Origin of the sequence: Methylocaldum sp. GT1TLB, assembly GCF_051027445.1 — a bacterium.
In the GTDB taxonomy this organism is placed as follows: Bacteria; Pseudomonadota; Gammaproteobacteria; order Methylococcales; family Methylococcaceae; genus Methylocaldum.
Genome location: NZ_CP194898.1, coordinates 272,767 through 293,935 on the forward strand (window position 1 = coordinate 272,767; position 21,169 = coordinate 293,935).

At 59.3% G+C, this 21,169-nt stretch carries 19 protein-coding genes; 2 read left to right on the forward strand and 17 right to left on the reverse strand.

The annotated features are described in order from the left end of the window. Positions 1–18: 18 nt before the first annotated feature. The 8 genes from nusB to ACR2R1_RS01255 all read right to left on the reverse strand — a co-directional run bounded on the left by nusB (position 19) and on the right by ACR2R1_RS01255 (position 7,051). Positions 19–615: a transcription antitermination factor NusB gene (gene nusB / locus ACR2R1_RS01220; protein ID WP_077729845.1), complete on the reverse strand. Its 597-nt coding sequence runs from the start codon at positions 613–615 to the stop codon at positions 19–21. Next, positions 612–1,091, reverse strand: coding sequence for a 6,7-dimethyl-8-ribityllumazine synthase (ribH, locus tag ACR2R1_RS01225; protein WP_077729844.1), 480 nt, complete (start codon positions 1,089–1,091; stop codon positions 612–614). Before ribH ends, nusB begins: the two co-directional genes overlap by 4 nt. A 17-nt stretch (positions 1,092–1,108) precedes the next feature. Then, entirely contained in the window at positions 1,109–2,212 is a 1,104-nt protein-coding gene (gene ribBA / locus ACR2R1_RS01230; RefSeq protein ID WP_434112303.1) for a bifunctional 3,4-dihydroxy-2-butanone-4-phosphate synthase/GTP cyclohydrolase II, read from the reverse strand. 2 nt (positions 2,213–2,214) lie between these two features. Further along, positions 2,215–2,871, reverse strand: a complete 657-nt coding sequence (locus ACR2R1_RS01235; protein WP_156879419.1) for a riboflavin synthase — start codon at positions 2,869–2,871, stop codon at positions 2,215–2,217. Between the two features lie 29 nt (positions 2,872–2,900). Continuing rightward, positions 2,901–4,013 (reverse strand): bifunctional diaminohydroxyphosphoribosylaminopyrimidine deaminase/5-amino-6-(5-phosphoribosylamino)uracil reductase RibD, encoded by a 1,113-nt coding sequence (gene ribD, locus ACR2R1_RS01240; RefSeq protein WP_156879420.1) that lies wholly within the window; start codon positions 4,011–4,013, stop codon positions 2,901–2,903. Between the two features lie 4 nt (positions 4,014–4,017). Next, complete coding sequence (gene nrdR / locus ACR2R1_RS01245; protein ID WP_077729842.1) at positions 4,018–4,527, reverse strand: transcriptional regulator NrdR; 510 nt, start codon at positions 4,525–4,527, stop codon at positions 4,018–4,020. 67 nt (positions 4,528–4,594) lie between these two features. After that, the gene (glyA, locus tag ACR2R1_RS01250) at positions 4,595–5,851 is read right to left on the reverse strand and encodes a serine hydroxymethyltransferase (RefSeq protein ID WP_077729841.1); all 1,257 of its coding nucleotides are present in this window, start codon (positions 5,849–5,851) and stop codon (positions 4,595–4,597) included. A gap of 204 nt (positions 5,852–6,055) precedes the next feature. Then, positions 6,056–7,051 (reverse strand): PspC domain-containing protein, encoded by a 996-nt coding sequence (locus ACR2R1_RS01255; protein ID WP_434112306.1) that lies wholly within the window; start codon positions 7,049–7,051, stop codon positions 6,056–6,058. 240 nt (positions 7,052–7,291) lie between these two features. On the opposite strand from ACR2R1_RS01255, the gene ACR2R1_RS01260 reads away from it, so the two are divergent. Together ACR2R1_RS01260 and ACR2R1_RS01265 are read left to right on the forward strand one after the other, a co-directional pair. After that, positions 7,292–8,623: a SpoIIE family protein phosphatase gene (locus ACR2R1_RS01260; protein WP_166642640.1), complete on the forward strand. Its 1,332-nt coding sequence runs from the start codon at positions 7,292–7,294 to the stop codon at positions 8,621–8,623. Positions 8,624–8,675: 52 nt separating this feature from the next. After that, complete coding sequence (locus tag ACR2R1_RS01265) at positions 8,676–9,791, forward strand: glycerophosphodiester phosphodiesterase (protein WP_434112308.1); 1,116 nt, start codon at positions 8,676–8,678, stop codon at positions 9,789–9,791. Here ACR2R1_RS01265 and ACR2R1_RS01270 read toward each other — a convergent pair. The 9 genes from ACR2R1_RS01270 to ACR2R1_RS01310 all read right to left on the reverse strand — a co-directional run bounded on the left by ACR2R1_RS01270 (position 9,757) and on the right by ACR2R1_RS01310 (position 21,056). Beyond that, entirely contained in the window at positions 9,757–9,957 is a 201-nt protein-coding gene (locus tag ACR2R1_RS01270) for a hypothetical protein (RefSeq protein ID WP_077729838.1), read from the reverse strand. The two genes, ACR2R1_RS01265 and ACR2R1_RS01270, sit on opposite strands and share 35 nt — an antisense overlap. Before the next feature lie 965 nt (positions 9,958–10,922). Next, positions 10,923–12,140 (reverse strand): toxic anion resistance protein, encoded by a 1,218-nt coding sequence (locus tag ACR2R1_RS01275; RefSeq protein WP_086135047.1) that lies wholly within the window; start codon positions 12,138–12,140, stop codon positions 10,923–10,925. 192 nt (positions 12,141–12,332) lie between these two features. Further along, entirely contained in the window at positions 12,333–13,703 is a 1,371-nt protein-coding gene (locus tag ACR2R1_RS01280) for an ATP-binding protein (protein WP_434112310.1), read from the reverse strand. Further along, the gene (locus ACR2R1_RS01285) at positions 13,700–14,383 is read right to left on the reverse strand and encodes a response regulator transcription factor (RefSeq protein ID WP_086135049.1); all 684 of its coding nucleotides are present in this window, start codon (positions 14,381–14,383) and stop codon (positions 13,700–13,702) included. The genes ACR2R1_RS01280 and ACR2R1_RS01285 overlap by 4 nt, the downstream gene beginning before the upstream one ends. Positions 14,384–14,498: 115 nt before the next feature. Continuing rightward, positions 14,499–14,795: a PepSY domain-containing protein gene (locus tag ACR2R1_RS01290; RefSeq protein WP_133718289.1), complete on the reverse strand. Its 297-nt coding sequence runs from the start codon at positions 14,793–14,795 to the stop codon at positions 14,499–14,501. Positions 14,796–14,938: 143 nt separating this feature from the next. Beyond that, positions 14,939–15,403 carry a hypothetical protein gene (locus ACR2R1_RS01295; protein ID WP_086135050.1) on the reverse strand — a complete coding sequence of 155 codons (465 nt, stop codon included), beginning with the start codon at positions 15,401–15,403 and terminating at the stop codon, positions 14,939–14,941. A gap of 189 nt (positions 15,404–15,592) precedes the next feature. Continuing rightward, positions 15,593–18,385: an Hsp70 family protein gene (locus ACR2R1_RS01300; protein WP_434112313.1), complete on the reverse strand. Its 2,793-nt coding sequence runs from the start codon at positions 18,383–18,385 to the stop codon at positions 15,593–15,595. A gap of 44 nt (positions 18,386–18,429) precedes the next feature. After that, complete coding sequence (locus tag ACR2R1_RS01305) at positions 18,430–20,418, reverse strand: Hsp70 family protein (RefSeq protein ID WP_077729833.1); 1,989 nt, start codon at positions 20,416–20,418, stop codon at positions 18,430–18,432. Then, entirely contained in the window at positions 20,415–21,056 is a 642-nt protein-coding gene (locus tag ACR2R1_RS01310) for a DUF2760 domain-containing protein (protein WP_077729832.1), read from the reverse strand. The genes ACR2R1_RS01305 and ACR2R1_RS01310 overlap by 4 nt, the downstream gene beginning before the upstream one ends. Positions 21,057–21,169 lie beyond the last annotated feature (113 nt).

Sequence of the window (21,169 nt, forward strand, 5' to 3'; positions counted from 1 at the left end):
AGGGTAGTGCGGCAACTGCTAGGTTTTATGCCGCGTTTGTATTTCCGCCGTGCGGTGCTTACGGGCTAAGCGATCCAAGATGCCGTTGATGTACTTATGGCTTTCCGTGGCTCCGAAGTGCTTGGCGAGATCGATGCCTTCGTTGAGCACCACCCGGTACGGTATTTCCAGGCGGAACAGCAGCTCATATGCGCTGATCCTAAGGATGGCCCGCTCCACTGGGTCGATTTCGGCGACCGGGCGATCGGCGAATTCGCCCAGCGCCGAATCGATCGTGTGAAGGTGTTCGGGCACGCCATGCAGCAGTTCCTTAAAATAACGGGCATTGATTTCGGGTGCGCAGCAATGCTCGATCAGCTCGTCGAGCGGCGGCCTTTCGGGCTGCTGATCTTCCGTTTCCCGCTGGCGGCAGTATTTCTCGAGCGATTCTTCGAGCAGATTTTGTTCGTGATCGGTCAGGTCGTATCCGCTCTTATATCGTCTGAAAAGGACCTTGGCCTCCTTCAATTCACCCAGGAACTGGGCTTCGATCGCCGACAGATCGGCGTCGCTCAACTGCCATTGATAAACGGCCTGTACCGCGCAGCGGCGCGCCATGGTTCGCGCATTACTCATGCCGAACCTATCTGGTTCAATAAGTTGACCATCTCGACCGCGGATAACGCTGCCTCGGCGCCTTTGTTGCCGGCCTTGGTTCCGGCCCGTTCGATGGCCTGTTCTATGGTATCCACCGTGAGGACGCCGAAGGCGACCGGAATTTCATGCTTGAGCGAGATGCTGCTGATGCCCTTCACGCATTCGCCGGCCACATAGTCGAAATGAGGCGTTGAGCCGCGAATGACAGCGCCGACGGCCACGATGGCATCGTAGCGCTTCGAAGCTGCCGCTTTCTGCACCGCCAGCGGCAGTTCGTAGGCCCCGGGCGTCTTGACCAGATGGATATCCTCTTTTTTCGCGCCGTGCCGCAAAAGGGCATCCACCGCGCCGGCAACCAGATGGTCGACGATGAAGCTGTTGAAGCGTGACGCCACGATGCAGAAGCGGGCGCCCTGGACCAAGAGTTGGCCTTCGTAGGTTTTGATATCGGACATCGATGTTCTCTCTATTCTCAGGAAACGTATTCGACGACTTCCAGCCCGTAGCCGGATAAGCCAAGGTATTTTTTCGGCGCGCCCAATACGCGGAGCTTGTGCACACCCAAATCGGCCAGGATTTGCGCACCCGTTCCGGTGGTGCGCCAATCGTCGGTCTTCGGCTCGTCGACAGCCATTTCGATGCCGTTATCTTCCATCTGATACTGGTGTATGCGTTCGACCAGAAACTTGTCGTCCTCCTCCTTGCGGATAACCACCAACACTCCGCGCCCTTCGTCGGCAATACGTTTCATGGCATTGCGCAGGGGCAGTCCGCTGTCGTTCCGTCTGGCACCGAAAAGATCGCTAAGGAGATTGCGTCCGTGCACCCGGACCAGTATCGGCTCGTCGCCAGCAACTTTTCCCATGGTCAGCGCCAGATGCAGGCGCTTGTCGACTTGATCCTGATAGGCGTGCAAACGGAATTGACCGAATTCCGTCGGAAAATCGCAGGAGCAGATCCGCTCCACGGTCTTTTCGTTCTGAATCCGGTAATGAATCAAATCGGCGATCGTTCCGATCTTGAGTCCGTGCTCTTGCGCGAATTTCTCCAAATCGGGGCCACGGGCCATGGAGCCGTCTTCGTTGAGGATCTCCACGATCACCGCGGCGGGCTCGAGCCCTGCCAGCCGAGCGAAGTCGCAGCCGGCCTCGGTGTGTCCGGCGCGATTGAGCACCCCTCCCGGTTGCGCCATCAGCGGAAAAACATGACCCGGCTGCACCAAATCGTCCGGCTTGGCGTCCGGCGCTACAGCACAAAGAATGGTGCGGGCGCGGTCCGCGGCCGAAATCCCGGTGGTGACGCCGCTTGCGGCTTCGACGGATACAGTGAAATTCGTGGAATGCGGCGTCTTGTTCTCGTTCACCATCAAGGGCAAGCGCAGCTGCTGGCAGCGTTCGCGGGTCAACGTCAGGCAGATCAGTCCGCGGCCGTAACGCGCCATGAAATTGATGTCCTGGGGGCGCGTGTGCACGGCTGCCATAACGAGATCGCCCTCGTTTTCGCGATCCTCGTCATCCATGATGACGACCATTTTGCCGAGGCGGATGTCCTCGATGATTTCTTCGATGCTGTTCATGTTCAGGAGATAAAGCCGGTATTCTTGAGAAGTTCTTCGGTGATGGCCGGCCCGCTTTCGGCGGCGCGATCGCCGAGCAGAAGGCGCTCCAGATAACGGGCCAGGATGTCCACTTCGAGGTTCACCCGCTGCCCCACGCCAGTTTCGCCCAAAGTGGTCTCGGCCAAGGTATGGGGAACGATGTTGATACCGAATCGATTGCCGTTCACTTCGTTCACCGTCAGGCTGATCCCGTCTACGCAAATCGAGCCTTTCTCGGCGATGTATTTCGCCAAACCGGCCGGCGTTTCGATGGTAAACCGCACCGAGCGGGCTTCGCTGCGCTCGTCGACCACCGTGCCCACGCCATCCACATGGCCGCTGACGAGATGCCCTCCGAGGCGGGTGGTAGGGAGCAGGGCGAGTTCCAGATTGACATGGGTTCCGGCTTTGGCTTCACCCAATGTGGTGCGCGACAGGGTTTCGCGCGAGACATCGGCGGCGAAAAACCGGTCTCCGAGTTCGATTGCCGTCAAGCACACGCCGTTGACCGCGATGCTGTCGCCCAATTGGACATCGGCGAAAGGCAGTTCGCCCGTAGCGACCGTCAAGCGGCAATCGCCGCCTTTAGGTTCGATGCGGGTTATTGTTCCGATTGCTTGGATAATGCCGGTGAACATAAAGAGCTCGTTGGTGATTCAAAAAAACGCTACTGCCTGAGCAAGGTCAGCCTGAGGTCGCGCCCGACCTGCCGCACGTCGCTAATCGTCAGCTCGAACCGCTCGGCCATCCGGGTCAAATCCGGCAAGTGGAATAGTCCGCGCGCCTTATCGCCCAAAACCACCGGCGCGAGATATATCACCCATTCGTCGACCAGGTTTTCCCGGAGCAAGGCGCCGTTCAGAGTCGGGCCGGCCTCCACCAGAACTTCGTTGAATTGATGGTGTCCGAGCCAGTCGACGACCGCCGTCAAGTCCAGTCGCCCGTCAAGCGTTGCGGGCAGGGTTTCGATGTCGAAGCTGTCCGATAAGGTCTGAGTTCGTTCCTCGTCCGACACGGTCGTCAAGACCACCGCGCGGTTCCCCCCGCCGGCGAGACGCATGCTCGCGGGCATGCGCAGCCGGGAGTCGAGGACGACACGGACCGGCTGCAAAATCTCTCCCGCCGCTTCCGGCAAGCGTGCCGTCAGTTCCGGGTCGTCCTGCAGCGCCGTGCCGATTCCGGTCACGATGGCGGAGCTTCTGGCCCGCAAACGATGGGCGTCGCGGCGAGCGTCCTCGCCGGTAATCCATTTGCTTTCGCCGGAGGGCAGGGCGGTGCGACCGTCCAGGCTCATGGCCAGTTTGCTGCGGATATAAGGCCGGCCGGTTTTCATGCGTTTGCAGAAACCGGGATTCAGTGCCGTAGCCGCGTTTTCCAAAAGCCCGCAGGCGACGTCCACGCCGGCGTCTCTGAGTGTTTTCAGACCCTCGCCCGCAACCCGTGGATTCGGATCTTTCATGGCCGCGACCACGCGGGCGATCCCGGCCGAAATCAGAGCGTCCGTACAAGGCGGCGTTTTGCCGTGATGGCAGCACGGCTCCAGGCTGACGTAGGCAGTCGCGCCGTGCGCCCGCGCGCCGCTTTGCCGGAGCGCCTCGACTTCGGCGTGAGGTCCTCCCGCTTGTCGATGCCAGCCCTCGCCGACGATTTGGCCGTCTTTGACGATGACGCAACCGACGCGCGGATTGGGATCGGTCGTGTATAAACCCCGCTCGGCTAGATGCAGCGCACGAGACATGAATTCCGCATCTTCGCGGGCAAAAACCGTAGATAGCTCCATCGGGCTATGGCTCCGAATCGTCGCCGAACAAGTCCGGCTGATCCTTCTTTTCATCCGGATTCGGCTGTTTCTCGAGACGATCGATGACCTCGCGAAACTCGTTCACGTCCTCGAAGCTGCGGTACACCGAGGCAAACCGAACATAAGCGACATGGTCAAGCCCGCTGAGTTCTTGCATCACGCTTTCGCCGATCAATCGCGATGAGACTTCGCGCTCGCCGCGGGCCAATAGCTTCTTTTTGATGCGATTGATGGCCGCCTCAATCCGGTCGCTCCCCACCGGTCGCTTTTCGAGGGAGCGAAGAATGCCGGCGCGAAGTTTTTCTTCGCGGAACGGTTCACGGCTGCCGTTGGCCTTGATCACCCGAGGCATATTCAGCTCCGCAGTTTCGTAGGTCGTGAAGCGTTCCCTGCATTCGGTGCATTCGCGGCGCCGACGTACCTGATCGCCTTCCTGTGACAAGCGAGAGTCGATTACTCGGGTGTCTTGAGCACCGCAAAATGGACAGCGCATTATTGTTTTTTTGAAAGCGGAACGGCGCAGCCCGGTAAGAAATCCGCGTCGCTCCGAGAAAAAACGCTCAATCCGCGTAGACGGGATATCTGCGGCAAAGCTGGAGCACGTCCTCTTTTACTCGCTCGATGACCGATTCGTTCTGCGGCTCGTCGAGTACGTCGCACATCCATCCGGCCAGCGTTTCGCAATCGAGCTTGGTGAAACCGCGGGTGGTGACAGCCGGAGTGCCGACGCGAATGCCGCTGGTGACGAACGGCGACTGGGGATCGTTCGGAACGGCATTCTTGTTTACGGTAATGTTGGCTCGTCCCAATGTTTCGTCCGCCAGTTTGCCGGTAAGTCCCTTCTCGATTAGGTCCACAAGGAACAAATGGTTGTCGGTGCCGCCGGAGACGATTTTGTACCCGCGGTCGATGAAGCGTTGCGCCATGGCGCGCGCATTTTCGACGACGTTCGCCTGGTATTGCTTGAATTCCGGCTGTGCGGCTTCCTTCAAGGCGACGGCTTTCGCCGCGATCACATGCATCAAAGGTCCGCCTTGAATGCCGGGGAAAACCAGTGAGTTCAGTTTCTTTTCGATATCCGGATTGGATTTCGCCAGAATCAAGCCGCCGCGCGGGCCGCGCAGGGTCTTGTGGGTGGTTGTCGTGGTGACGTCGGCGATTTGTACCGGGCTCGGGTAGACACCGGCCGCGACCAGTCCCGCGACATGCGCCATGTCCACGACCAGAAAGGCGCCGACCGAATCGGCGATGTCGCGGAAGCGCTGCCAGTCGACAACGCGCGAGTAGGCCGAGAAACCGGCAACGATCATCTTCGGCCGGTGCTCCTTGGCCAGGGTTTCGACCTGTTCATAATCGATATGGCCGGTCGCCGGATTGAGACCGTACTGGATGGCGTTGTAAATCTTGCCGGAGAAATTGACCTTGGCGCCGTGGGTCAGGTGGCCGCCGTGGGCCAAGCTCATGCCGAGTATGGTGTCGCCGGGTTCGAGCAGGGCCATATAGACCGCCGCATTGGCCTGCGAGCCGGAGTGAGGCTGGACGTTGGCGAAATCGGCACCGAACAGTTCCTTTGCGCGTTCGATAGCCAGACTCTCGACGATATCCACATACTCGCAGCCGCCGTAGTACCGTTTGCCGGGATAACCCTCGGCATACTTATTGGTGAGCACGGTGCCTTGTGCTTGCAACACACGGGGACTGGCGTAGTTTTCGGAAGCAATCAGCTCGATATGGTCTTCTTGTCTTCTTTCTTCTTTTTCAATGGCAGACCACAGTTCGTCGTCGAATCCCGCGATTTCCATACCCTTGCTAAACATAAAAGCGAACCTACAGGCTGGTGGTTAGATGAATGGCATATTGTAACGCAACGGCCACGGGGACAAACTCGCTTTGTCATACAAAAAATTATTCGACGATGGATCACCTCGAGCTGGCGGCATGGCAGCAGTAATTCGGTACTGGCGGGGCCGGCGTGGGCCATACACACCTTTGGTTCCGGAGCGTTTTGGCCGCTGCTGCATTCAATCCGGCAGCCGGAAGGATTGCTCGGCGAATTTTTCCTTGAGGAATCGTCCGTGCACCAGCAACCCTTGGGCGTCCTTTTCAAACAGGCTTTTCGCAAGATCGTGCAGGGCGCGATCAAGCAAGTTCAGTTGGTCGTTGAGCGATTCCTCGGCGGTCTTGCCGCTGCTCAACTGTTGCGAGCGCGCCAAGGCCGGCGGAAGTTGCAGATATTGGTTGACGGTATCCGGCAGATAATCGAAAGCGATCTTGCGCACCTCGAAAGGCGTCAAATCGAACACATCGCCGCCGCTATCGGTCCTATCCATGAGAAACGCCAGTTTTTCTTCGATTTGTTGCAGCGTGCGCAAGGTGCTTTCACTCGCACGTTCGCGCAGTATTTCTCTGAGAGGTGCGAGCCGTTCCTTCCATAACCTTACGTGCGGCGAAATCATGTCGGCATCGCCCACGGTGAGGTGTATCTCCTGATCGATCAATTCGTTCGAGGCGCGTTGAAGCTCATCCTTCAGTTCCGCCAGTTCCATGTGTGCGCGTTTGAAAGGAGGCAGGTTTACGGGGAAGGGCAGCATTTGTTTCAGGATGGCCGGAAAACGCAGCAACGCCTGCTCCCTTAGCGAATCGATCGTTCTCGGCGCAAGACCGGTATGTTCGAAATAGGGCGCGATGATCTTGATTACGTCGAAGGTTTCCTGAACCTCGTCGGCGATTGGCGCCGGCAACCGGCGATGGGCCTTGCGGACCAGTTTCTCGACCCGTCTGAGTTCCCGGGACAGACGCCAGGACACGTCCGGCATCGGCGCCTCGGTTCCGGCCGGCAACAGAGCCCAAAGCGCCAGATAAATCCACATCGTCAGGCTGAACGAAAAGAACACGGATAGGGCGAAGAGAAAACGCACCAGCGTGACGTCTACGCCTAAATAATCCGCGATCCCTGCGCATACGCCGCCCAGCCTGCGCCGCTGACGGTTGCGTTGGAGTTTGGGTCTGGAACTCATTTTTCGGAGCGATTGGAACGGATTTGCTGTATCCGGATAGCCAGTGTTCGGCATGGGTCTAGATTCTAAACGAGAAGTTGACACTTCGAACGAAAAAGGGCGGGAAAGTTTCGAAATCCGAAACGCCGCGGTCGGAAAAGCCGTACGGACTAAGCCGGCGCATTCAGCACAATGGCACATCCCGATTCCGGTAAGATAGCGGGTAACGAGTTGGAACGCCAAAGTGCGGAAATCCTAGCAATGAACGATTTAGAAACAGGACAGAACCCGATTGGCCTCACCGAATCGATTTCCGAGATGGCGAGCGTCGACTGGGAAAACTTGGTGGATCACAGAACCTGCGTTCAGCAGAACGAGCCTCTGGCTCGCGTCCAGGAGAAGTTCCGGCAGGCTGACGTCAGCTTCATGGCCGTCCTCGACAGGAAACGCGTGATCGGCCTGTGCGCGCGCCACGAAATCGGCATGTGTCTCGGCTCTCAATACGGGTTCTCGCTGTTCGGAACGGCGCCGGTCCGCGATCATCTGGTCGCACAGCCTTTGTTGATCAACATCAACCAGCTTTGGGCGGACGTGCTTCAGCGCGTGTTTTCGCGGACCGGCGAAAGCTTCAATCAGGACGTGCTGTTGGTCGACGATAGATGCACGTTCCTGGGGCTTATTTCGGTGCAAACCTTGGTCCGCCTCCAGACCCGGCTGTTGATGCAAAGCATCGTGCAATTGGAGCAAAAGCAGGCCGAAATCAGCCGACGCAATCAGCAGTTGACGGAAGACTTGCGCATGGCCCGCGAGGTACAGCTGGCCATGTTGCCGCGGACGGTGCCGACCATTCCTCCCGAGGTCGCGCCGGACTCAAGTGTCGTACGCATTTTCAGCCACTATGCCCCCCTCGGTCTGGTAAGCGGCGATTTTTTCGAGGTTTTTCCGATCGCCGACGATGCTATCGCCATTCTGATCGCTGATGTTATGGGGCACGGTGTGCAGGCAGCCTTGGTGATGGCGATGATGGGGGCGTTGATACAGAATCATCGCGAGGCGGCCAGCGATCCGGGCAGGTTACTGACGTCGCTGAACCGAAGTCTTTGCGAGATTTTGAAGTGCAGCAATCTGTCGACGTTTGCCTCGGCTTTTTCGTTGGTGATCGATATCGGAGGCGGCCAGCTCCGATACGCCAATGCCGGACATCCTTGCCCCATCCACCTACGTCGGGGATCCGGACGCGCAGTGCACCTGGATTGCGCGCAATCGAGCAATGGCGGCGTACTCGGCGTGAGACCCGACGTGACTTATCGTACCGGTAGCGCCGAATTGAAGGCGCGGGATGCCGTGCTGCTCTTCACCGACGGACTGTTCGAAATCCGGGGGGAGGACGACGACATCCTCGGCCAGGAGCGTTTGCTGGAGTTAGCGGCAGCGACCATGAGCCAATCGGGCGAGGTACTGGTTCAGGAACTGCTCAACGGTGTTCGTGGCCCGTCTCTCCATGGGGAGTTCGAAGACGATGTATGTTTGTTGGCTGTCGAAATCGGCGATATCGCGTTCGAAAAATCCCGTTTTCAAGTGTGCATGGAATAGGCAGAATCTCCGAACCAATGGGTTTGGATTTAGCGTCTGCTGCATTCTGATCATGACCGGTTGTACGCCTCACTCAAGCTTTCCGACCTTAAGCGGAGCACCGCCCGTCGTCATCGCCCACCGTGGCGCTAGCGGCTATTTGCCGGAACATACGCTTGCCGCGTATGAGCTCGCGATCGAGCAAGGCGCGGACTTTATCGAGCCCGATCTGGTGTCCACCAAGGATGGGATGTTGATCGTGCGTCACGAGCTAAACATCAGCGAAACCACCGATGTTGCCGAGCATCCCGAGTTCGCCGCCCGCCGCACTTCCAAGATCATCGACGGGAGACAGGCGGAGGGCTGGTTTGCCGACGATTTCACGCTTGCCGAAATTAAGACATTGCGCGCCAGGCAACGTCTTCCGTTCCGCCCGCAGCAGTTCAACGACCGCTTCGAAATCCCGACCTTCCAGGAAGTGGTTGAATTGGCAAAACGAGCAAGTGAACGGAGCGGACGGGTCATCGGCATTTATCCGGAAACCAAGCACCCCACTCACCATCGATCGGTCGGCCTGCCGCTGGAGGAGAAACTGGTCGAGATGCTGGAGCGATACGGACTGAACGGAAGAGCGGCTCCTGTAGTGATCCAGTCCTTCGAGACGGACAATTTGAAAGCCTTGAGGAAGATGACGGAGGTCCGGCTCGTGCAGCTCATCGATGGGGATGGTGTTGCGCCGGGTGGCGGCCCGATACCCGGCAAGCCGTACGATTTCACCGCAGGCGGCGATCCCCGTACCTATGCGGACCTTTTGACTCCGGAGGGGCTAATGGAAATCAAAACCTATGCCGACGGAATCGGACCATGGAAACGTTATTTGATCGGTCTTGCCGATCCCGGCGAAGTCGGCGCGTCGGAGAATGATTACGGTGAGAAATTGGGGTACCCGACCGCTGTCGTTCGGGATGCGCACAGTGTCGGCCTGTTCGTTCACGCCTGGACGTTTCGCGACGAGTCTCGCTATCTGGCAAGCGACTATGGCGGCGATCCGCTGAAGGAGTACCACCAGTTTTATAGCTTAGGCGTCGATGGCGTATTTTCGGAGTTTCCCAACACGGCAGTCGCCGCGCGTGCAGGCAAGAAAAACAAAGGGATCAAGTCCCGCGATAGATTTCAAAATGGCCGTTGATCAGATGACTGACGAATTCGGTCCATGTCATCTGTTGATTGGGTTCGGCATTCGGCATCCAAGCGTTGGGATCGTATTGTATCGCTACCGTGTTTGCCGCCGGATCCAAGCCGACGATCTGGAAACGGTTACCGGAAAGATGGTCGTGTCCGACATGTTTGTTCATAGGGTAGGTCTCCTATTTGAGTCATCGCAGAAGATAAGTGGATAAGTGAAGTCATCGACGTTCGATGAGCCAGGGCGGCTAAGGAGATTCCGTATTCTAGCTTAAGAGTGGCAGTTTGTAGGTGTTTTGCCCCTTGAAGGTGATTCTAGCGCGCATGTGACCGATTTTTTCTACAGTTTGGGAATCTTCCGAGGTCGAATGGCGCGCTACCGGATCTTGCGGGACACCAAAGAACCCGTTGCGTCATTAGTTTGTCAAATAGAAACGATAGCCTCGTGTTAGGAAAAGACAACAGGAAGAACTTATATGCAGAACGGGTGTATCAAAGTCATTGGGCGTCGGCGCGTTTATCCGGTCCGAAAGGGATGGAATGAGCCGTTAGAAGCCCACCGGCGGGACGCGAACGGGAGTGAAAACGAGTGCCAGAAACAGGAGACACCGAGCACTCAAACTATTCCGACGCAGCCGAGCCGAATGGAAAGGGATTGACAGTTCGAATACGAACGAGCAGAAGGTGAAACGGTCTGTCGGGGATGATGCTTTATTGCTCCGCGCCATTCCCCCTCGCATGACCATCCGATGCCGCCTCGTTGGCTAGTCGGTCGGAATTGTCGATAACGCGAAGCTTACGACATTGCGACCGACGAGCGGCCGGCGTCGTGATGCATCTGGCGCAGTTCTTCGTATTGTGTTTAGGGGCATCATGCCACCTCAGCGGAACTGGCGCCGGCCAACGAACCTGTTACGAGCTTTCACGGATACTTCGAAGAATCAATCATCTAGGCCAAGATATCGGTTGACTCAACAGGGTTCCCTAGCCTCGATAATGCAATTGGCTAACGGAGTTCCTAACAGGCTTTGGAGTCCAAGTCTCTTGCTTACCCACCTCGTTCTGGATTCGCCGTGTTCTGCCGGAGCAGAATCTGGTTGTAAAAGCGAGATGCTCTTCCGCTGTCGGGCTCGCTTTAGAGCCGAATCTCGTCCGATTCGTCCAATTCGAATTCTTTGATGACCTCGGCTTGCTGTTCGCTCCGAACCCGGTCGAGATAGGTCTTGGCTTTATCGACTTCGTGCGTTAGAAGCTTGACGGTCTCCTTCATATTGCCGAGCGCCTGAGTCTTGTATGTCGCTATCGCATCCATGGTCTCGTAGATATTCTCGAACGCCTGTTTCAGCTGATCCAGGGATACCGCCGAACTGGCGGCTTGTTCGTGAGTACGGGCCGCTTGCTGTTTCAGGAGGCGCGACGTGGAGGCGATGAGATTGCCGGTGGTGGTGTTCAAGGCTGAAATCTGATCCAGCACCAGCTTTTGATCGGTCAGCGCTTGCGCCACGATGACCGCGGTTCGCAGTGCCGATATGGTCGTCGACGTGGCTCGGTCGACGCCTTTGATCAGCTCCAGGTTGTTCTTGCGAATCATGTCCATCGATAAATAACCCTGGATCGTCACCGCCATCTGGGTCAGCAGATCCTGAACTTTCTGGCGCGTATAAAAAAGCATCTCCTCGCGGACGACGCGCGCTTTCTCGGGATCTTGCGCCTCGATTTCCGGCAGGCGGCGTTCAATGGCCTCGTCAAGTTTTTTCCCCACATAGATGTATTGCTCGAGCCTTTGCATGACTTCCCAGGCATGAATTTTTTCCTGCTCCAAAGCGGCATTGTCTTTGCGGAGCTCGTCCTGGCCATTGTAGAGCGCCTGGATGATGGCGTTCAGATGCGTTTGCGCGGATTGATAGCTTTCGAAGTAATTTTTGAGCTTGTTGCCGAGCGGAATGATTCCGAGGAGTTTCCGCGGGGCCAGGAGGTCGCCCTGACGCGAAGGGTCGAGCTGCTCCACGGTCGCGCGCAGTTCCTGAAGCGATTTCGAGATGCTCGAAGACTCGTCATACACTCCGGATTTCATGGCCCGTACCGGGCGTTCCAGAAGCCGGTTCGAAACCGTTGCCGCGGCCCTGATCTCGCGATTGCCCATGTTGTGTACGCCGGATAGCCGTTCCCGGAATTCGGCGTCGTTCACATCGGCGGCTAGGACGGTGTGCAGGAATTCCGTAATTTTCTCGTCCAATTTGGAAATGGTTTCCTGATCCAGTTTAACCATGCTGGTCGCCTGTTCCTCGTCGATTTCGGGGACCGGCTGGGGCGGAGTCAAGGTCAGAGTGTCGTTCGAAGTGGCTTCGGCCATGGTTTTCTCCGGATGAAAATACGGTAAAAAGTAGTGAGTAAAAGGCGAATTCACATTCCAATCGCAAACGGCGTCTTCGGGAGCGCCGAAGCCGCCCTTCCAATCGCAAACGGTCATCCGGGGAGCGCCCGGATAACCCTTTCATTAGATCGAATTCGAGACAATTTATCGAACTATTCGATGCGGACCATGTTAGCCGACATTCCGAATCAGGATTGCTGCCCCCCCGAGCGGGCTTCGCTCGATCACGAGCTGGCCGAGATAGGTCCGCACGATGGAATCCACGATGGCGAGGCCCAGGCCGTGTCCCGGCACCGAGGTATCGGTGCGCTCACCGCGGCGGGTAACGCGCTCGGCCACATCTTCGGCAATTCCGGGGCCGTCGTCGTCCACCCGCAATTCGAGATGCGAGCTCGTTCCCAGCGGTTCCAAAACCGTCCGGGCGCTCAGTTCGACTCGGCTTCGACACCACTTGAAGGCATTGTCGAGTAGGTTCCCAAGGATCTCGAGCAAATCGCCCTCGTCGCCGTGAAAGACGACGTCGTCCTCGACCATGATTCGGCAGTCGACCTGTTTTTCGGCATAGACCTTGGCCAGTGCGGCCGCGACTTGGCGGGACTTTTCCGCGACACTGACCGGCGGGGTCAGGTGGGTTCGCCCGGAGGCGGCGGCTCGCTTCAGTTGGTACTCGATAATTCGAGTCATGCGGTCGATCTGTTCCTGGGCTACCGCGCCGATTTCGCTGTCGGCGTCCGAATTCTGTTTTTCGATGGCGCCGCGCAACACGGCGAGCGGGGTTTTCAGGCTGTGCGCGAGATCGCCCAGCGCATCCCGATACCGGGCAAGGTGGGACTGTGCATTCTCCAACAGAGCATTGAGGTTGTCGGTCAGTCCGCGCAGTTCTTCCGGATACTGGCCAACGAGTTTGTCGGCATGGCCCGCCTCGATGGCCGAAAGGTCGGCCGCGACCCGGCGGAGCGGCGAGAACGCCCAGCGGAGAATAGCGCCTTGCACCAGCAGCAGCACTAGCGCCGCGGCTCCGAGCCAGCTCCAGAGACTGCGCCGGAATTGATTGACCTCTGCGTAGAATCCGTCCAGGGTTTCGGCCACGCGAAACACGCAGCGAACCGGTCTTCTGCGCCCCTCTTCCTCCCACAGTACGCTGAAACTGAGCACATAAACCGGCGTGCCGTCTTCCAATACGGCGCTGCTGAATGTGGCAGTGCCGGTCTGAGGTGTGAGTGTCGCGGGAATTTCAATGCCCGCTGCGGACGGGGATCGCCAGTCCGGCTTGCGGTTGCCTCGACGGATGTCGGCGTAAAGCCCGGACCCGGTTTGATTGAAGCGAGGCTCATGCAGGTTTTCGGGGCCCTTCATGACGCCTCGGGCATCGAGTTCCGAGCCGGCCAGAAGGGTATAGACAAACCCTTGCAGCCTGTCGCGCATGGCCGCCTTTGCGCTGTCGCGGAAGGCCTTGTCGAGGACCAGCCCGGTTGCGCTGAGAAAGGCGATCAGCACCACACTGGCGACGAGCAGTCCCCTCGTCCGAAGGGAATAGGTCATCCGGGCGTGCGTTCCAGGGTAAACCGGTAGCCGCGTCCGCGGAGCGTCTCTATGGGGCGATGGACGTTCTGGGGATCGAGTTTCCGACGCAGCCTGGCGATGAAGACTTCGATCACGTTGCTGTCCAGATCGAATTCCTGGTCGTAGATGTGTTCGGTCAGGGCCGTTTTGGAGATGACCTTGCCGGTATTCAGCATCAGATATTCGAGAACCTTGTATTCCTGCGCGGTCAACTCCACCGGCTGGCCGTCGACACGTACGCTCTGTGCTCCGGTATCGAGCACGATAGGGCCGCACCGCAGCAGGGATTGCGCGATGCCGGCGGACCGCCTCAACAGCGCCTTGGTCCGGGCGAGCAGTTCTTCGAAATGGAAGGGTTTGCTCAGGTAATCGTCGGCTCCGGCGTCCAGCCCTTCCACCTTGTCTTGCCAGCGGTCGCGCGCGGTGAGGATCAGAATCGGAAAGTTGATGCCGTCGGCGCGCCAATGTCTGATGACGTCGATGCCGGACACCAGCGGCAGCCCTAAATCGACGATAGCCAGATCGAACGGATATTCGTTTCCCATAAAGACTGCTTCCTTGCCGTCGGCCGCGGTGTCGACAGCGTAACCGAGGGCTTGCAAGCGCGACTTTAGCTGAGAGCGGAGCTCGGCTTCATCTTCGACGATCAGTAGGCGCATGAAACTCGCTTGAACACAGCTTGTTTGAGGGACTTAGCCGACATCACTCGTGGCAGCGGAGTTTCGGCACGGGAGCCAACCGCAGCGATCATTCCGGACTGGCGCCTTTGGTGTCTCATCGGTTGGCGTCGACATGGAAGACGCGCACGCGGCCGTCCGGCATGAGCACTTTGATGCGATAAGTGATCGTGCCGTTATTTCTGATGGTATCGGCAGCCAGTATGCGACCGCCGGTTTCACGCCGGATGCGCTGAACAGCCTCGTCTAGGCTTATGCCGGGCCCGAACTGAGGCTGGCGCGCGATGAACGGCGTCATCAAACCCTCCGGACCGAACGGCGGCTGTGAATAGGACGGAAATGCCATCAGCAGCGAACAGCCCAGGGTGAAGGACAAAAAGCGTTTGTTTATCACGCGGCTCGATGCGACTAGGGCGTTTCCGAAGTATGAGCCGGGCCGCAAAATGCCGCCCGGCACTGAGGTGAGCGCAGAATAACACTGTCGTTTCCAGACCGACAACGGGCTCTACCAAGCCACGGGTCAATGATGTTCCTGGATCAGTGGCCGATCTCGTGTCCCAACACGGCTCCGGCTACCGAGCCGGCGATGATGGCGCCATGATTGCCGTAGCCGACTTGTTCTCCAACCATGCCGCCGAGGACGCCACCCGCGACGATCGGTATGGCTCCGGACAAACCGCTGCTACGGCCGTAATAGGAAGGGTAATCGTCGTGGTAGACGACTCGCGGCGGCTGGTAATGGTGAATATGGCGATGTACCACGCGCGGCGGCCGGTAATAACGTGGCGCAGGCTCGTAGTAATGGTGAATCACTCTCGGGCGGTGATGATCATGGCCGTGGTGATGATGTCCATGATCGTAGTGACCATGGTGACGATACCCATGATCGTGGTGGCCGCGATGATGGCCGTGGCCCCAATGGTCGCGGTCGGCGCGCGCGCCCGATGCAAAAGCGAGTAAGGCGATTGTGCTTAGGGCTATGATTTTATTCAGCGGTCTCATGACTTGATCCCCCGTTCAAAAACTCGAAACTGGCGCCGGATTCAAACCCGTGAGATTTGCCGGCAGGATGAAGATAGTCTTCTGTTCCTGAACGGAAGCTGAATGGGAATGGGCGGCTTTATGGCTCCGGCAGCTTATCGCTAACGATGCGCTTCCCTTCGTTCAGCGCATCCTACGGACTTCGCCGCATCAGGCAATCAGCTTCAGGCCGGGGGGCAATGCCTCGCCGAAGATGCGTTTTTCGTCGGCTTCGGAAAGTTCTTTTACTTCGGACACCATGCCAATCCAGGAGTCCGGCGCTTTGCCGACTCTCAGCCGCTCGATGACGCGTTGCCTCAGCGCCGGATCGATGTCACGCTCCCGGTCACCGCTGAGTCTCGCGATGAGAGCGGCGGCGAAGCCGGCATGCGGCTCTTTTTTGAAGTCGCGGCTCAGGATCTGGGCCAGCCATTCCCCGGCCGTGACGCGGGAAACCACGTTATGCACGCTGCCGTGGAACGGTACGCGAGCACCGACGCGGCCTAGCGCCCACCAGCTTTCGGCGGGTTCGCTGGGCTTGGACAGGCGCTGGAGAAGCCAGCTTCCCAATTCGGCCTTTTGGGATACGGGGAGCCGTTCCAGCACGGCCGCAAGTCTCACCATGTCCTCATAGCTGCGCTTTTTGGCGAGGGCAGGGAGATTGCCGCGCTTGGCGGTTTCCGGATTGATGAAGTCGGCCACATCCTTGAATATCGAAAGCTGCGCCTTTTCGTTCAAGCCGCCAGCGAGGCGGCGCCAGAACGTCCACCATTCAGTCCAGTTCTGGATTTCGTTGACGAATTGCAGACCTTGCCCGTAAATCGCGAAGACCTGCTCGACCCGCCAATCGTCCAAGGGATAGCCGAATCCGGGACGGAGGCAATATCCGGTCAGGCTGAACCACAGGCGCTCGTGCTCGGCCGATCGCCGCCGATGAGGCAGGCCTTCCAGCAGGGCGCCGAACAAATCGCGTAATAGGGCGGTGTCCCAATCCGCTCGCGGTCCGAGAATCTTTTCAAGTTCGCCGCGCAATCCTTTGACCAGCTTGGTGTCGGCCGCTTTCGCTTTTTTCCCAAACACCAGGCGGACTTTCTCGACGGCTTCATCGAGGCGCGGGTGGTGCCGGGCTTCGGGCAAAACCGTCTGCGGGACGGCCTGCCGCAATTGGAACTCGATCCGCCATCGCCGGTCGGGATCGTCGGCTGCTACGCAGTGCAAATCGAGAGTGCCGACCTCGGTTAGGGATGCGGCGATCTGCACGGCTTGCTCCGTTCGCCCTTGTGCGCTTTCCCGCTCCAAGACAGCAGCGAGGGGCGGCAAGTGAACGAAACGGTCTTCGTCGATTTCGGCAAGGTCTCCCGGCTGGAAACGCCGGTCCTCGCTGGTTGAGGCCAGGTTGAAACGCACCGGTTGTCCTAGCCTGAGCAGGAAGGAGCGGTCGGTCAACACGATCTCCCGGCCCTCTTCGGTCCCCCGCGGCAGAATGCAGATACCCTTGGGGATCTCGTCCCGGCCGGTTTCCACCACCAGAAAATAGCTGCGCGCCGAGCCGCCGCCTATGCGCTGAACGGCACGGCCGCGCCGCGCGAGTCCGTAGGCTACCGCGCCGTAGGCTACTGCCAGATCGGGACGGTCGTTTTTGAGCAGGACGGGGCGTTGTTTTCCCCAAAACGTCACAAGTTCTACGAGACGCTGGGCTATGGTCGAGCTGCGGAACACGCCACCGTTGAGAAGAACAGCATCGGGAATGGGGTCGGCGGAGTCCGATCCGAGGGCCTCTCGCGCAGTTTCGAAGTGGTGAGTCAGAAAAGCAGCCAGATGCTTGCTGATCGCGGGATCGGCGGCGTAGGGCAGGCCGAATTCGACGACGCCGCTGCGTTTTCGGTCGGGATGATCGGCGAGGCTCACCATCGGGAAAAAACCGTCGAGAGCGATGCCATGGACCTCGCTTCGGGTCAGCTCGACCGAGCGCGCGCCTCCGATGAGCCGGGCTCCCGTGCCGAGTAGTGTTACGGTCGCGGCTTCCGGCGCATCGGGAGCCAGCAGCCGTTCCTTGGCTAACCGGCATTGTTCGACCAGTTGGGAAAGCTCGGCCGCAGACAGCTTTCGATCCTCGCCCACCAGGCGGCGTTCCGCAAGATGAGCCAAGGTGAGATCGATGTTATCCCCGCCCAGCATCAGATGATTGCCGACGGCGATACGGGTGAGCTTGGGTTCGTCCTCGCCTGGCTCGACCTTGATCAAGGTCAGGTCCGTGGTGCCGCCGCCGACGTCGCAGACCAGCAGCAAGCGCACGCCGCCGAGCTGCTGACGTAAGGACTGGCGGTGGTTCCAGAGCCAGTCGTAACAGACCGCTTGCGGCTCTTCGAGCAGGCGCGCTGTCGCGAATCCGGCCAGCCGGGTGGCTTCGAGCGTTAGAGTGCGTGCGGCCTCGTCGAATGAGGCCGGTACGGTCACCACGATCTCCTGCTCTTCCAGTGGCGCCTCGGGATGGTGATGATTCCAGGCCGAACGCACGTGGCGGAGGTAGCTCGCGCTGGCTTCGACCGGAGAGATTTTCGGAATCTCCTCCGGCGCGCCCCAGGGGAGGATAGCGGCAGTCCGGTCCGCGGCGGCATGGGACAGCCAGCTCTTGGCACTGGTCACGAAACGTCCCTGGCTTTTCGAGCCCAAGATCCGCGCCAGCTTGCCGATGATCGGACGATAAGCCGACTCCGGCTCCGAAGAAGGCCAGGGCAATCGCACGTCCGCTACGGTCAGTTCGTCCGGCGATGCGTGATAGCGAACAGACGGCAGCAGCGGTTCAGCCGCCACTTCGCCCGGCGCAACCAATTGGTCGATTTGAAAAAGCTCGATTTCGGCCGGAGTACCTTTGGTGAGGTCTGCATAGGCGACCACGGTGTGGGTCGTGCCGAGATCGATGCCGACAAGATAGCGAGGCGTCTGGCTTGATGATGCGGGCATGGGTGAGGATGGCCGCAGGGGCATTGCCCCTGCGGTTTGCAGGATTATTTATTGAAAGACCAAAAACTTTTTTTGGCCGAAGCGTCGTCGCCAGGTGCTTCCGAAGCTGCTTCGTCGGATGCGGTTTCGGTCGCCCGCTCGGAGAGATTGCCCAAGATCGGTTCCTCCGGTGCGACATTTTCATCCGACGGCAAAGGCTTTTCGCCTGCACGGACATCGAATTCGACGTTCCAGCGTTTGTCGCCGTCCTTAGCGACCGCTTCCAGTTGCAGCGTGCCCACTTCGGTGACCCTGGCGGCCAAATGAACCGGGACCACATCGCCCGCCTGGTACTCTTCTGCCGGCAAGGTGACCTCGATTTCGTCCAGTTCTTCCATTTCGTCTTCCGACCAGTAGTCGAGGCGCGTGCCGACCACGTCGTCGCGGCGGACGTTGGACGCGAAGAAACGGAAGCGCACTGGCTCGCCCACGACCAATCCGAACTCGTAAGGCGGCAGATCCGCCTCGGTACCTTCCTCCATGCCGAAAGGCGCGATGCACAGGGCCTCGATCGGCGGGGCGAAGCCCGGTACGGCGGGCATGGCGCTCTCGACGCCCACGTAATAGGCAGCACCGGTGCCGCCGCGGATGCGGACCCCACGACCTTTGCGGACATAGCCGTAATAAGCGGCACCACGGGCCACGGCTAGATCCAGGTCGGCGCCGTGCAGCAGTCGGGCATGCGGTGCGTCGTCGGCCTGAAGCCAGCTATTGAGTACATCGAGCAAGCGCTTTTCGAGCGCCTCGGACTTGAATACACCCCCGTTGAGGAGCAGCGCGGTCGGATGCAGGAACTGGGCATCGGCAGGGAGGTTGAATCCCTGCAATTCGCCGGTCGCGCCGATCTGTCGGCTCAGGAAGGCGGCGAGATGACAGGTGATCCGTGCGTCCTTGGCATACGGAAGGCCCAGGGTGGTCAGACCGGTGCGAGCCTGAACGGCAGGACGGTCTGTGATTTGCACCTTCGGAAAGAAGCCTTCGACCAGGGTACGTCCGACCTCGTCGCGGGTCAGGCTGGTACGCAGCGTGCCGCCGATGAGCGACGAACCGCGGCTGGGGACGACGACGGCGACTTCGTCGGTATCCGAGTCGGACAGCAAGGATTCCTTGGCGTCCCGGCAGCCGTGCATGAGTGCCTGGATCTGCCAAGGTTCCAGCCGTTTGCCCTCGGCTTCGAGCTTCATTTTCAAGACATAAGCCAAGGCGAGGTCCATGTTGTCCCCGCCGAGGAGAATGTGATCGCCGATGGCGACGCGGTTGAGGATCAGATTGCCTTCCTCCTCGGTCACGGCGATCAGCGACAAATCGGTGGTACCGCCGCCTACGTCCACGACGAGAATGATGTCGCCCGGCTTGACCTGCTCGCGCCATTTTCCTTCGCTGGTCTGAATCCAGCTGTACAGCGCCGACTGCGGCTCCTCGAGCAGAATGGCCTGGCGCAGGCCCACGGCGTGGGCGGCTTCCACGGTCAGTTCCCGAGCCGCCGGATCAAAGGACGCCGGTACGGTGATCACCAGTTCCTGCTCGCTCAGGGGCGCGTCGGGATAGCGGTCGTTCCAGGCGTCACGCATGTGGCGGAGATATTCGATCGACGCTTGAAGAGGCGAAACGCGCTTTACTTCCTCCGGTGACTGAACGGGCAGGATTGGCGCGCGGCAGTCGACGCCGCTGTGAGATAGCCAGCTCTTGGCGCTGCTTACCAGCCGGATGGGCGTTTTGCCGCCGAGTTGCCTTGCCAGGTCACCGACGATGGCTTCCGGATGTTCGTTCCAGGGCAACACGATGTCGCTCGGTGCGAGCTCGGCCTCGTGAGCCTGGTAAAGAAACGAAGGCAACTGCCTTTTTTCGCCGACCGTACCGGGCGACGTCAATTGCGGGATATCCAAAACCTCGATCGGCGCTTTTTCGCCGTCGCACTGGCTGAGATCGACATAGGACACGACGCTGTTGGTCGTGCCGAGGTCGATGCCGACGGAATACTGGGTTTCGCTCACAATTCCACCTCTGCTTGGGCGATGATGCGTACGTCATGTCCTTCGGCGATCTTGGGCAGTCTGACGGCCGTAGCGCGCCAGCCGCGGTGTATCAATGTGCCGGTGAACGGCGGATCGCCGACGATGTTGCCCGTGGGCCTTACGCTTGAAGCGTCGAAGCCTTTGGGCAGAGTAACGCGGGAGTTCTCCTGCTCTTTGCGCACCGGTTCAAGCTCGAAATGCTGGCTCAATACTTTGCGGCATCCCTCGTGTACGACTCGAGCCGCCGCGCCGATCTCGGCGTCGGAATAGGCGCCGACGTTCTCCTGAACGAAGTCGATAAAACGGGCTTCTTTCTGCAAAAGTCCGAGAAGCTGTAGGGCCGCATCCGGTGTGGCTTCTTTGACAACCACCGGCTCCGGCCGTTCCGGTTTGACGACTTCCAAGGGTTTGGGTGCCTCCCTGACCGGAACGGGGGCCGGTCCGGCGGGGACCGGCGCAACGACTGGTTCGGCTGCCCGCCGCCCACGGCGCATCAAAGCGATGACGGCTACGGACAGCAGAAGGATCTGCAGAATCAGCAGAATGACCACGAGGGCTGCAAGTCCGATGTGTACGGCGTCGAGCGTGGTCGGAATGAGAGTTGGGTCGAATTGCATTCGGATCCTCTTTGCGTTGAGTGGTGCCCTGGGACGCAGGCGCGGTTGGTGCGGCAAATACAGCCGCCGGCATCGGCGGGACAGCCGGCCGAAAACTAAGCGCGGGGTAGGAC

What these genes read in the sequence shown, in the direction of transcription:
- ACR2R1_RS01270 (WP_077729838.1), bottom strand. Translation starts at nt 9,957, where the DNA reads ATGAACAAACATGTCGGACACGACCATCTTTCCGGTAACCGTTTCCAG.
- ACR2R1_RS01285 (WP_086135049.1), bottom strand. Translation starts at nt 14,383, where the DNA reads ATGCGCCTACTGATCGTCGAAGATGAAGCCGAGCTCCGCTCTCAGCTA.
- nrdR (WP_077729842.1), bottom strand. Translation starts at nt 4,527, where the DNA reads ATGCGCTGTCCATTTTGCGGTGCTCAAGACACCCGAGTAATCGACTCT.
- glyA (WP_077729841.1), bottom strand. Translation starts at nt 5,851, where the DNA reads ATGTTTAGCAAGGGTATGGAAATCGCGGGATTCGACGACGAACTGTGG.
- ribD (WP_156879420.1), bottom strand. Translation starts at nt 4,013, where the DNA reads ATGGAGCTATCTACGGTTTTTGCCCGCGAAGATGCGGAATTCATGTCT.
- ribBA (WP_434112303.1), bottom strand. Translation starts at nt 2,212, where the DNA reads ATGAACAGCATCGAAGAAATCATCGAGGACATCCGCCTCGGCAAAATG.
- ACR2R1_RS01300 (WP_434112313.1), bottom strand. Translation starts at nt 18,385, where the DNA reads ATGCCCGCATCATCAAGCCAGACGCCTCGCTATCTTGTCGGCATCGAT.
- ACR2R1_RS01295 (WP_086135050.1), bottom strand. Translation starts at nt 15,403, where the DNA reads ATGAGACCGCTGAATAAAATCATAGCCCTAAGCACAATCGCCTTACTC.
- ACR2R1_RS01275 (WP_086135047.1), bottom strand. Translation starts at nt 12,140, where the DNA reads ATGGCCGAAGCCACTTCGAACGACACTCTGACCTTGACTCCGCCCCAG.
- ACR2R1_RS01260 (WP_166642640.1), top strand. Translation starts at nt 7,292, where the DNA reads ATGAACGATTTAGAAACAGGACAGAACCCGATTGGCCTCACCGAATCG.
- ACR2R1_RS01235 (WP_156879419.1), bottom strand. Translation starts at nt 2,871, where the DNA reads ATGTTCACCGGCATTATCCAAGCAATCGGAACAATAACCCGCATCGAA.
- ACR2R1_RS01310 (WP_077729832.1), bottom strand. Translation starts at nt 21,056, where the DNA reads ATGCAATTCGACCCAACTCTCATTCCGACCACGCTCGACGCCGTACAC.
- ACR2R1_RS01280 (WP_434112310.1), bottom strand. Translation starts at nt 13,703, where the DNA reads ATGACCTATTCCCTTCGGACGAGGGGACTGCTCGTCGCCAGTGTGGTG.
- ACR2R1_RS01255 (WP_434112306.1), bottom strand. Translation starts at nt 7,051, where the DNA reads ATGAGTTCCAGACCCAAACTCCAACGCAACCGTCAGCGGCGCAGGCTG.
- ACR2R1_RS01265 (WP_434112308.1), top strand. Translation starts at nt 8,676, where the DNA reads ATGACCGGTTGTACGCCTCACTCAAGCTTTCCGACCTTAAGCGGAGCA.
- nusB (WP_077729845.1), bottom strand. Translation starts at nt 615, where the DNA reads ATGAGTAATGCGCGAACCATGGCGCGCCGCTGCGCGGTACAGGCCGTT.
- ribH (WP_077729844.1), bottom strand. Translation starts at nt 1,091, where the DNA reads ATGTCCGATATCAAAACCTACGAAGGCCAACTCTTGGTCCAGGGCGCC.